The following is a 13,538-nucleotide window of genomic DNA, read 5'->3' as shown; positions in this document are numbered from 1 at the left end:
CCCAGCAAGTACAAGAGCTTGTTGATGCTGCCAAAAAAGCGGAGCAAGCAGCGAGTCAGGCGCGTAATACTGCTCAAGAAGACGGCTTAATCAGTCCAGATGAGCAGAAAGCTATCATCGCTGCTAACCAAGCGGTACAAGACGCTAAAGATGCTGCGCAAAACGCTATTGATGCGCTTGATCCAAGTAAAGGCAAAGAGAGCTTGCAAGGTCAACTTGATCAAATTGGTGGCGTCGATGTGCCAGAAGTTACCGATACTACAGCGCCTAACGCGCCTGTTGTTGACGTAAGCGAAGATGGTACACAAGTGACTGTTACTGGTGAAGAAGGTAGTAAGGTTGCTATATCAACACCAAATGGTCTCATTACTGGTGTCATTAAAGATGGTAGCTTTACTGCAGCATTAGACCCTGCTTTAACCAATGGAGAGACAGTCCGTGCGGTCCTAACAGACGATAGTGGCAACACTTCATCGCAAGGATCTAATACAGCGCCAGATATCACAGCACCTAGCGCACCAAAAGTGATTATTAATGATGGTGGTGATGACGTTGTTAACACTGATGACTTAAATGCTGATGGTAATGTTAAAGTCACCATCGATGTCCCTGATGATGCTAAAAATGGTGATACTGTGACAGTCACCGATAGTATAGGTAAAGTACTTGCAACCTTCATTGTTGGTACTAATGCTACAGCAGGTAGTAGTGTCAACTTAAATGTCGACAAACCTGAAGATAGTACACAGCTAGTTATCAATGCCACTGTCACCGATAAAGCCGGTAACGTGTCACAGCCAGGTAATGCGGTAGCAACCGTAGGCGACACCACAGCGCCAACTATCGATCCTAATCAAGCATTTAGTTACACTGAGAACAGCGAAGCAACAGCTGTATTAGGTCAAGTGACAGCGACTGATAACGTAGAAGTAACTGGTTACCGCATCACTGGTGGTAACGAGGAAGGCTACTTCGAAATTAATAACGCGGGTGAAATCCGCTTTTCCGCTAAAGGCTATGCGGCAGCTGCCAATGACTATGAAGCGACGCCAAACGCATTTAATCTTACTGTAGAGGCGCTTGATGCCCAAGGTAATGGCTCAAAAGCGAGCGTTACCTTAAATGTGACGGATGTGGATGACACTGCGCCAGTAGTTAAAGACGCAACCTTTAACTATGCTGAGAATCAGCAAGTAGGGTTTGTTGTTGGTCAAGTGACTGCAACTGACAACGAAGGTGTGACTGGTTACCGCATCGTAAGTGGTGATAAGAACGGCTACTTTGCTATTGACGAGAATGGTCAAATCACTCTAACCCAAGCGGGTGCAAAAGCGGCAGCTAACGACTTTGAAGTCGGAGCTAATGAATTTGATCTAGTGGTTGAAGTCACTGATAAGGCAGGCAACAAAGACACAGCGTCAGTCACTATTAACGTGACGGATGTGGATGACACTGCGCCTAGCGCACCGACAGTTATCTTAGGTAATGGTGATGACACTATCACCACTGATGAGCTGACAACAGAGGGTCAAGTTAAAGTCACCATTGAGCTTCCAGATAACGCTCAGGTTGATGACATAGTCACCGTTAATGGCGATAAGACCGTTATCACCCAAGAGATGCTAAGTAACGGCTTTACTACCAGCGTTACAAAACCTGCTGACGGGGAAGGTGTGTCTGTTACAGCGACAGTGACAGACAAAGCGGGCAACGTGTCACAGGAAGGTAGTGCCACTGCGACTGTGGGCGATACTACCATCAGTCAAACAGCGCCAGTTGTTGAGATTCAAGACGGCGATGATGGCACAGTAGACACAAGCGATTTAGTGGACAATCAAGTACAAGTGACTATTGATGTCCCGAGCGATGCCACAGAGGGCGATACGCTAAGCGTTACTGATCAAGACGGTAATGAGCTTGCAAGCTACGTTATTGGGACGAATGCTAATGTCGGTGGGATCATCACCTTAACTATCGCCAAACCTGCTGATAAATCAACGCTTATCGTGAACGCGCAGCTTAGTGATGATGCTGGTAACACCGGTCTAATTGGCACAGACAACGCTAAGATTGGCGACACCACAGCGCCTAGCGCACCAAAAGTGACTATCAATGATGGTAACGACGGTAAGATTAACACTGATGACTTAAATGCTGATGGTAGCGTTAAAGTCACCATTAGTGTCCCTGATGATGCTAAAGAAGGTGACACCCTAACAGTTACTGACGGACAAGGCAGCGTACTTGCGACCTTCATTATGGGTACTAATGCCACAGCGGGCGGTAGTGTCGACTTAAATGTTGACAGACCTAAAGATGGTACAGACTTAGTTGTAGAAGCGATCGTTACCGATAAAGCGGGTAACGTGTCAGAAAAAGGATCAGATAGCGTAAGCATCGGTGACACCACAGCGCCTAGCGCACCGACAGTTATCTTAGGTAATGGTGATGACACCATCATCACTGATGAGCTAACAGACGATGGCCATATCAGCGTGACCATTGAGCTTCCAAGCAACGCTCAGGTTGATGACATAGTCACCGTTAATGGTGAGAAGACTTTAATCACCCAAGAGATGCTAGATAACGGCTTTACTACCAGCGTTCCAAAACCTGCTGACGGGGAAGGTATGTCTGTTACAGCGACAGTGACAGACAAAGCGGGCAACGTGTCACAGCCAGGTAATGCGGTAGCGACTGTGGGCGATACCACAGCGCCTAGCGCACCGACTGTGACTATCAATGATGGTGATGACAATAAGGTTGACACTGATGAATTAAATGCTGATGGTAGCGTTAAAGTCACCATCGCTGTCCCTGATGATGCACAGGTTGATGACATCTTAACCGTCAATGGTGTGAAGACATACATCACCCGAGACATGCTAAATAATGGCTTTACCACAAGCGTTACTAAGCCCGCTGATGGGGAATCTGTGTCTGTAAATGCGACCGTCACCGACAAAGCCGGTAACGTATCAGAGGCAGGTCGTGCGACAGCGATTGTGGGTGATACCACAGCGCCTAGCGCACCGACAGTTATCTTAGGTAATGGTGATGACACCATCACCACTGATGAGCTGACAACAGAGGGTCAAGTTAAAGTCACCATTGAGCTTCCAGACAACGCTAAGGTTAGAGATATCCTAACGGTCAACGGTGATGAAATAGTTATTACCAAAGACATGCTAGATAATGGCTTTACCACAAGCGTTGATAGGTCTGCTGATGGGGAAGTTGTGTCTGTCAATGCGACTATCATCGACAAAGCCGGTAACATATCAGAAGCGGGTAGTGCGACAGCGAATATGGGCGATACCACAGCGCCAAATGAGCCAAGCATTGAATTACCAACCCCATCAGGTGGCAATGGTGAGTACAACACAAGTGACGTTGATGATAACGGTAACGTTACAGTCACTATTAAAGTTCCTGCGGGCACTAGTACCGAGGACACCTTGATTGTAAATGGTGATGAAGTGCCTGTTACTGAGCAGATTATCGATAATGGCTACAGCATAGCAGTTAAGCCTGGGTCTAAAGTAACCGCAAGCGTCACAGATGCAGTGGGTAACAGAGGCGAGCAAGCATCAGAAACCTTAGCATCAGCAGATACAACAGCGCCGAATGAGCCAAGCATTGAGTTACCAACGCCATCAGGTGGCAATGGTGAGTACAACACAGGTGACGTTGATGATAACGGTAACGTTACCGTCACCATTAAAGTTCCAGCAGGCACTAGCACAGATGACACCTTGATCGTAAATGGTAAAGAAGTGCCTGTTACTGAGCAGATTATCAACAATGGCTACAGCGTAGCGGTTGAACCAGGCACTGATGTCACAGCAAGCATCACAGACGCTGCCGGTAATAAAGGTATGACAGCGTCAAAAAGTGTTGCAACTGCAGACACCACTGCGCCAACGGTTAACATCAGCATCAATGAGATTGCTGAAGATGACATCATCAACAGTGACGAAGCTGGTCAAGACACCACTACCATTAGTGGTGTGGTGACTGGTGAGTTTAATGGAGGTGATAGCGTAACCCTGAGTGTAGGTGGTAATAGTATCGGTACAGCTACCGTAAATGCTGATGGTAGCTACAGATCTACTGTAGACACAAGTGCTCTGACTGCTAACGAAGCAGTGACAGCTAGCATCAGCACAAGCGATGAAGCAGGTAACGTCGGTCATGCAGAAACTACTCGTGATTACAGCGTAGATACAGAAGCCCCTTCTCAAGCTACCGTTGTATTACTCGGTGATGTGAATAATGACGGCATGTTCAACATTGAAGAATTAGGTCAATCAGGTACAGTTTCAGCTAAAGTTACTGCCCCAGAAGATGCCAAAATCGGCGATACAATTTTAGTTACTAATGGAAATAATATCCAAGTAGCTAAATTAGTGGTCGGAACTGATATCTTAAGCGGTGGTCAAGCCATCGTTAGAGTGCCTATCAATGAAGATGGCCAAGCTGTCAAAGCAAATATTAGTATTACTGATATTGCTGGTAATACAAGACAAGGTATACCTGCAGAAGCTGGAGTAGATATATCTATTAGTAACACAACAATTTCAATTGACTCTATCTCTGATGATAATGGCGATAGTTCTGATGACTATATTACAAATGATCAAAACTTAGTATTTTCAGGCTCAATTGGCAGTGAGTTGAAAGATGATGAATTTATTCAGATTAGAATAAATAATGGCAAATGGTCTAATGTTGATCGTTCAGGCTTAAACTGGAGCTATGATAATACCGCTGAAACTCTTGAACACGGTAAATATAATATTGAAGCTCGTATTGTGGATAATGCGGGTAACCTATCAGCTTTCGATAACCAAACACTAGTTGTCGATACTCAAGTATCACGACCCAATATAAGTATTGATAAAATTAGTGATGATACTGGTATGCCTGGTGATAATACTACATTACATGACTTTATTACCACAGATGCAAATTTAGTGTTTATGGGTTCCATAGGGGCTGATTTAGCTGAAGATGAACGAGTTCAAATTTGTCTAGATAATGGAGATAATTGGCTTGATGCAGTCGTTGAGGGTAGAGAGTGGCGTTATGATAATTCAGGCCAATCTTTATCTGAAGGTGTTCATACCATCAAAGCTAGAATCATAGACAGTGCAGGTAATATAAGTGATATTCAGGCAGTTCAGGATATTGAAATTGACCAGAGTATTACCCTTACTACCATCTCTATTTCAGCCATTTCTGACGATAATGGGTTAGACCCTAATGACTTTGTTACAAATGATCAAACCTTAATGATATATGGTACTTTGGGTAAAGAATTAGCCTCTGATGAAACGGTTAAAATAAGTGTTTCTGATGTTGGTGGGGATGTAACTTGGGTTGATGCCAAAGTAGAAGGTACCAACTGGTCTTACGATAATACCCAGATGATTATACCGCATGATACTTATAACGTCAGTGTCATGATTATGAACAAAGCGGGTAAAATAAGTAGAACGGCGGAGAAAATCATTAAAATTGATAATGAGTTTTCTGACCCTACTATTACTATCGACTCTATTAGTGAAGATACAGGTATTGAGGGCGACTTTATCACTTATGATGATACGCCAATCATAACAGGTACTCTAGGTGCTGAGCTTAAGGATGACGAGAGGGTACAAGTTAGTTTCGACGGTGGTGCAACTTGGGAACTGAAACTTGCTGAGGTGACAGGCACAACATGGACATTCGATAGTAGTGAGACAAGTAAAGGTAGTGGTACTTTTGATTTTCGTGCTCGTGTAACTGATGTTGCCGGTAATACTACATCTACTGATAACCAAGCTAAACAAGAAATTATTATTGATAAAACGGTTACAAATACTGATTTAAATATTAGTAGTATCTCCGAGGATAGTGGTAATAGCAGTACCGACTTTGTAACCAGAGATCAAACCTTAGTTATTACTACAACTGTATCTAATACTTTAGAACCAAATGAGAAGGTTCAAATAAAAGTTGACCCAGAAAGTGGTGGTGAAGGCAGTGGATGGATGGATGCAACTTTATATCCTAATGGCGAGTGGAAGTTAGATTACTCTAATACTACATTAGATAAGGGTGATTATAATATTCATGCTCGAGTCATCAATACTGCTGGGAAAGAAGGTGCTACTGCAGATCAGAGGCTTAAAATTGATACTGAGCTTAGCTCAGCGCCAGATATTGAGATTACGGGAATATCTGATGATACAGGAAAAGCTGGTGACTTTATAACCAGTGATACCAGCTTGACATTCTTTGGAACATTAAGCGCACCACTAGATCCTGTTGAATTCGTTGAAGTTAGTATAGATGGCGGTAAAACTTGGTATGAAGCGACTAGTGAGGTTACAACGGATACTGATGGGAATGAGAAAGTAACATGGTCCTATACGAGCAAAGAGATATTGAGTGCAGGTAAATATAAGCTACTAGCTCGTGTGCATGACTTAGCGGGTAATACTCTTGAAGAAAAAGCGGATAAAAAAGATTTCGAAATTCAAACTGAACCTGATCGAATTGATGTGCTCATCAATAGTATCAGTGATGATACCGGTGAAAATGTTCATGATTTTTATACTATGGCTCAAGAGCTTGTATTAAATGGGGATTTAAGTCGTGAACTTAAATCAGATGAACGACTTGAAATCAGTATTGTTAGTGAAAATGGTACTCCAAGCTTTGTTCCGGTAACTAATATTACAACCGATAAATCAGGTACTCATTGGCAGTATGATAATACCAAGAGCAGACTTGCTGAAGGCAAATATTCTGTAGATGTCAGAGTGGTTAAAGATGGAAATGTAATTAGTTTAGCAAAACAACCCTTAACCATTGATACAACTGTTTCTGTCGAATGGATTACAATCGATAGTATTTCAGACGATGAAGGTTTAGAGTCTGATGACTTTATTACCCATGATAATACCCTGATATTCAAAGGTACATTAAGTGAAGAGTTCACACGAGGTGAGGTTGCCGAAATTAGCTTGGATGGTGGTACAACTTGGAATAAGGTCAGTGTGTCTGGTACAACTTGGACATATGACGATACGGGTGAGTCTCTCGCAGATGGTATATACGATGTAGTTGCTCGCATTGTCGATATTGCGGGTAATGAACGTCGTTCCGAACACCAACAGGTTGAAATCAACACTGATATTTCGGGTACACTAATTGATATTACTGGTATAACCGACGATAACGGTATTAGTGGTACAGATTTTATTACCAATGATCCTACGCTAGTATTCAATGGTACATTAAATGGCAAACTAGCCAGTGATGAGAAGATTCAAATCAAAATTGATGGTGGTAAATGGCAGACTGTTACCGATTATGATGCTACTACTTGGCGTTATGACAACTCTGGTAATACTTTATCGAATGCTGAGCATACGGTTAATGTTCGTATTATTGATACGGCAGGTAATATTAGTGGTAGAGATACCCAAGAGGTAGTGGTTAAAAATACTCCTGTCACTGATACAACCATATTCATTGATTCAATAAGTAAAGATACAGGTTTGTCTCAAACTGACTTTGTTACTAATGAACATTCGCTTACTTTCTTTGGACATTTAGGGACGTCACTTAAAGAAGGAGAGCAGGTTCAAATACGATTTAAGAAGAATAATGAGGCTTGGAGTAATTGGGTAAGTGATACGTCTTTGGATGGTACTAAGTGGTCGTATAGCAATCCAAATAACCCTTTTGCAGACGCAACCTACCAAGTACAGGTCAGAATCAGTGATTTAGCGGGTAATACTACCCCTGATACTCAAATAGCCGAGCAAACGGTAAAAGTTGATAATTCTATAACTAACGCCACTACATCTATTGCTGGTATTTCTGAAGATACGGGTATTGGCATTAATGACTTCATTACTTTTGATTCAACTCTCGGAGTCAGAGGAACGGTAAGTAAAGAATTACTTTCCGATGAAATCGTGCAAGTGAGCCTAGATGATGGTAATACTTGGAATAAAGCTACTTTGAATGGAACAAACTGGAGTTATCAACCAACTGGTACTGATCAATCACTGCAAGAAGGGGCACATACTATTAAGTCACGCATTATTGATACTGCGGGCAATATAACTGGTGAATCAAGCAAACCCATAAATATAGATACCACTAATCCTGTATTTGGAGCACTGTCACAAAATCAGACAGTTATTGACAAAGGTAGTGCTTATAGCGTAACTGAAGCCAATACCATAGGTTATTTTGAAGGTTTAAAAGCTGTGGATAGTTTGCTGGGTACTATTTCTGCAAAAGATAATGCCTCAACCTCAGGTTACAACTCTGGTATCGCAAGTTATTCATGGGATGAAAGTGTCGGTACTAGTACCCAACGTAGTTGGTTCAAGCTTGACCCTAAAACCGGTGAAATATCAATGACCGCACAAGGTCTTTTGAGCACTATGAATGATTATGACGATAAGGGTCCAAGTGCACTCAATAATTTAACATTGCGCGCTAAAGTGACTGATGTAGCGGGTAATGTCAGTCGTCAGGATGTCAATTTTGAAGTTGGCAATGTCATCGCTTTAAAACGTGTAGAAGATAGACTTGATAAAACTGACGGTTTAACGATAGAGGGTCAGTATGAGCGTTCCACTTCAGATGCAGATAGACAAAAAACTTCTGAAAGTGCTGATAAGATACTTGTGGGTATAAATGAGGATGGAACAACATTCACTGGCGCTAATATCGGGAGAATTAGCAATAGAGATACTTTTGCAAGTCAAACAACTGGAGAGTTTCGTCCCTCAGTATTTGCTTATGACGGGGATGATTATCTTTATGCGAGCTCAGATGTAGAAGAGTACACTAGAATTTATATGGGTAGAGGAAATGATGCTGTTAATATTTTGGGTAAAGTAACGGGTACCAATATTAGCGAAAGTGGGAATACCTCAGCTATTTTCTTAGAACAAGGTAACGATAAATTAAATATAGCTCTAAATACTGATGGCGGTTATATCTTTGCTGGTAGTGGCTCTGACTCATTGGTATTTGGTCAACAATTGGAAGGTACTTCTCTTGTAGACTTAGGTAGTAATACCCCATTAGACAGAAATGGAAATAAACCTTTACCATACCAACTATATACTAGTAATAATCTAGGTACAGATACCAATGGGGATAGTGTAGATGATATTAATACGTTAACTATAAACAGTTATGTTGAAGACGACGTAGTGATAAGAAGTGGTGATGGAAAGGATAATGTCACTATTAGTGAATTTATCCGAAATTCTGTTCATATAGATTTAGGAGTAGGTGAAAACTCTCTTAAGGTTGGCGAGTATATCAGTGGTTCAGGATCAAATAGAACCACTATAAAAGCTGGGTCGGGTAACGACACTTTAGTAGTTGGTACTTATATTGATGACTCTACTATAGATTTAGGCAATGGCGATAATAATATTGTAGTCAAAGGGAGTACAACTAATACTGTTCGAGATAATTCGACTATTACTTTAGGAGCTGGTAATGATACAGTTAGTATAGTAGGCGATGGTATATTGAATAGCACTACTGGTGAAATTACAGATTCAAACATTCATCTTGGCGATGGTAATAATACGATCACTGTAGGGTACCGACTTGACGATTCGAGTATAACTGCCGGTAGTGGTAACGATACCTATATTCAAAACAATACCGAATCTGCAATGAAAGATAGTTCTAGTATTAATCTAGGTGATGGAAATAATACCATTCATATGAAAGGGTTAATTTCATCAGATTCGACAGTTGTAACTGGGAAGGGTGATGATACCTTTACTTATGAATATAGAGCGCTAGATGGTAGGGTTGAGTTAGGTGCAGGCAACGATACCTTTAATTACAGCGGTGGTGATATGAGTGGTAGCGTGAATGCAGGTACTGGTAAAGATACCTTTAATTTTACGGGTAGTAGCCAACAGGTTTGGGCTAATGATACCCCAGGCTTTGAGATATTTGATATGAATAGCTCTGGTGGTACCTTACATATTACATTAAGCGATATAACAACTGCTGAGGGTAATAAGGTATTTGTCAACGGTGGTAGTAATGATACAGTTACTGTGACTAACCTAACTTTGAGCGAGTTAAATCAAACAGTGACTGACCCATCAGGGCATACAGGTACCTATAATGTATATACGGGATCAGGAAGTGATAGTATCTTGTATATCGATACTGACATTACAAATATATTTTAATTGTTTATTTGTTTTACAAAAACCGTCCTTAAAAATAGGGCGGTTTTTTGTGTCTATAATTTCTCCGCAAAGTAGAAAATAAGTTAATAGGTAATTTTTATTAACTTTTAATAGAAGTTTACAAATAAACTCAACATTTAGTTGATTTGCTATTTCCTTAAATAAAGTATTGATATAAAATACATTTATATAAATTATTCAACATAAGTTGAGTATATTATTATTAATAATAAGGCTTATTAACATTTCTAATCAAACTTATAAAACATCACATTATATTCACTACTCTTTATCTTTAAATCTGAATTAAATTAGGCGTTGATAGCTTCCATATTAATCCAGTCAAGTCTTATTAATAGCTAAATTAGTTAATAAGAAAGCTTCTATAACTATTCTTCAACTTCTACATCAATCTATTAATCTTGACTAACAAAAAGGAAACTCCTATGAAAGGTATCAAAACATTTAAAACTACTCTATTAACTCCTACCATACTTCTTGCAATGCTTGGCATCAGTCACACTGCAAGTGCTGTAGAAAGTGCTCGCCAAGTTGACCATATAGAATGGTATAAAACAAGCAACACCACCTTTCAACCCATGAATGTAAGCAATCTACCTGCTAATGAGTCTAACCTTATCTTTGTGCGCCCCCTAGACAATGACGGTCTACAAACAAGTGCAAACATTGCCATCGACGGCAGATTCCATGTTAGCCTACAACCTGGGCACTTCTCACAAATTCGCTACTGCAGTGGACAACATAACATCAGCGTTGCCCCAACTAGTCTTAAAACAAACGACATGACCAACGCCTACAGTCACCTTGTCAACTTTATTCCCCAGAAAAACCACTATATCTACGTCGATATCGATGATGCCACAAGCACACCTAAGCTTACTGAACTTGACGAGGCGACCGCCCAACAAGTCCTAAGCACCCAAAGGGAACAAACCCACCAAATTAGCCGCGTTGTACGTGACTGTCCAGCAGTGGTTGTTGTAGAACCACAGCCAAAGCCTGAACCCGTCAAAGTTGAAATAGACAAACCCATCAACCTAGAAGTGCTGTTTGAATTCGACAAAGCTATCGTTCAGACAATCTTCAATGCTCGCATTGAAGCAGTAGCAAACTTCATGAAGAAATATCCAAATACCAGCACTATCATCGAAGGACATACCGATAGTATGGGCTCTGACAGCTACAACATGGACCTATCAAAACGCCGTGCACAAGCCGTTAAGCAAGAACTAGTGACCATCTATGGCATTGATCCAAATCGACTACAAACTCAAGGCTTTGGTGAAACCCGTCCGGTTGACACTAATGCCACACCAAAAGGCCGATATAACAACCGCCGCGTTGTCGCAACCGTTAGTGCAACCAAATAAAAGCATTTAAAAAAAATAAAAAATGAATCCAAGGATCAAATATGAAAACGATTATTGTAAAAGTTAACGATGCCGCACAAACCATAGCCGAACATCAAGTTGTGACCAAAGATGGTCAACCCACTGTTATTAAAGCCAAAAACAAAGTTAATTATGAACTAGTTGACCAAACGACTGGCCGTGCACCTGATCACATCATTACCAAACGTGTAGGTAAAGACCTGCATGTATCAATGGATGAAACCGGACAAGACAGCGACCTAATAATTGAAGGGTATTACGACGAAGCGGATAGTGCCCTTATTGGTTTAGCCGAAGATGGTAGCTACTACTATTATGTACCAGACACTGGTGAAGTAGCAGACTTCGTTACTGAACTTGCCGTAGGAGATGTCGAAGGACAAGCCTTAGGCGGTAATGCGTATCAAACCCCTTATTGGATTGGTGCTGCAGATGACGGCGGTATTGATTGGCTACCTTGGTTAGTAGGTCTTGCAGGTTTGGCTGCAATAGGTGCTGCATTAGCGAATGACGATGATGATAATGATACTCCTAAAGATACCACACCACCAGCCACACCAGAGAATGCTCCAGTTGTGACAGACAATGTCGCCAACGATGGTTCAGGCGATGTACTTGACCCAGCAGAAGTCATTGCTAATGGCGATAAGACCAATGACAACACACCAAGTGTAACCATACCCGCTGACCAACTACAATCAGGCGAAACACCGCAATTAGTGGTTGATGGAGACGTTGTTCCCTCAACACCCGTCACCAATGAAGACGGTAGCATCACCTTAACCCCAACAACAGAGCTCACTGACGGTGAACACGAACTTAGCTATAACGTCAAAGATGCTGCCGGTAACGTCAGTGGTGATGCCCCATCAACCACAGTTGGCGTTGATACTCAGCCACCAGCACAGCCAAGCGTTACAGTATCCCCAGAAGGTGTCGTTACCGTAACCCCTACTGGTGATGACAGCAGCGAAGTGTCGGTTGACTACAAAGATGAAGAAGGTAACGACCAGACTATTGTTGCCACCAAAGACCCAGAAACGGGTGAATGGACATCGCAAGATCCCTTACCTGAAGGCGTTACAGTAGATAAAGACACCGGTGAAATCAAGATACCTGCAGACCAAGTGGACACCAGTGAAGATGTCACCGCAACCACAAAAGACGATGCGGGAAATACCGCGGATACCACAGTGACAGGGGACACCACACCACCAGCCACACCAGAGAATGCTCCAGTTGTGACAGACAATGTCGCCAACGATGGTTCAGGCGATGTACTTGACCCAGCAGAAGTCATTGCTAATGGCGATAAGACCAATGACAACACACCAAGTGTAACCATACCCGCTGACCAACTACAATCAGGCGAAACACCGCAATTAGTGGTTGATGGAGACGTTGTTCCCTCAACACCCGTCACCAATGAAGACGGTAGCATCACCTTAACCCCAACAACAGAGCTCACTGACGGTGAACACGAACTTAGCTATAACGTCAAAGATGCTGCCGGTAACGTCAGTGGTGATGCCCCATCAACCACAGTTGGCGTTGATACTCAGCCACCAGCACAGCCAAGCGTTACAGTATCCCCAGAAGGTGTCGTTACCGTAACCCCTACTGGTGATGACAGCAGCGAAGTGTCGGTTGACTACAAAGATGAAGAAGGTAACGACCAGACTATTGTTGCCACCAAAGACCCAGAAACGGGTGAATGGACATCGCAAGATCCCTTACCTGAAGGCGTTACAGTAGATAAAGACACCGGTGAAATCAAGATACCTGCAGACCAAGTGGACACCAGTGAAGATGTCACCGCAACCACAAAAGACGATGCGGGAAATACCGCGGATACCACAGTGACAGGGGACACCACACCACC

General features: G+C 42.2%; 3 protein-coding genes. All 3 read left to right on the top strand.

The window, feature by feature from the left end; all coding sequences use genetic code 11:
- The coding region (locus AC2SLT_RS12815; RefSeq protein WP_486548042.1) for an Ig-like domain-containing protein at positions 1-10,244 on the top strand (10,244 nt) is incomplete at its 5' end.
- A 446-nt stretch (positions 10,245-10,690) separates the two neighbouring features.
- Positions 10,691-11,635, top strand: coding sequence for an OmpA family protein (locus AC2SLT_RS12810; protein ID WP_486548041.1), 945 nt, complete (start codon positions 10,691-10,693; stop codon positions 11,633-11,635).
- 41 nt (positions 11,636-11,676) lie between these two features.
- The coding region (locus tag AC2SLT_RS12805) for an Ig-like domain-containing protein (protein ID WP_486548040.1) at positions 11,677-13,538 on the top strand (1,862 nt) is incomplete at its 3' end.

Source organism: Psychrobacter sp. CX18 (genome assembly GCF_057396215.1).
Note: the sequence above shows the minus strand (reverse complement) of the source record. Positions and strands in the feature narration are given on the sequence as shown.

What these genes read in the sequence shown, in the direction of transcription:
- AC2SLT_RS12810 (WP_486548041.1), top strand. Translation starts at nt 10,691, where the DNA reads ATGAAAGGTATCAAAACATTTAAAACTACTCTATTAACTCCTACCATA.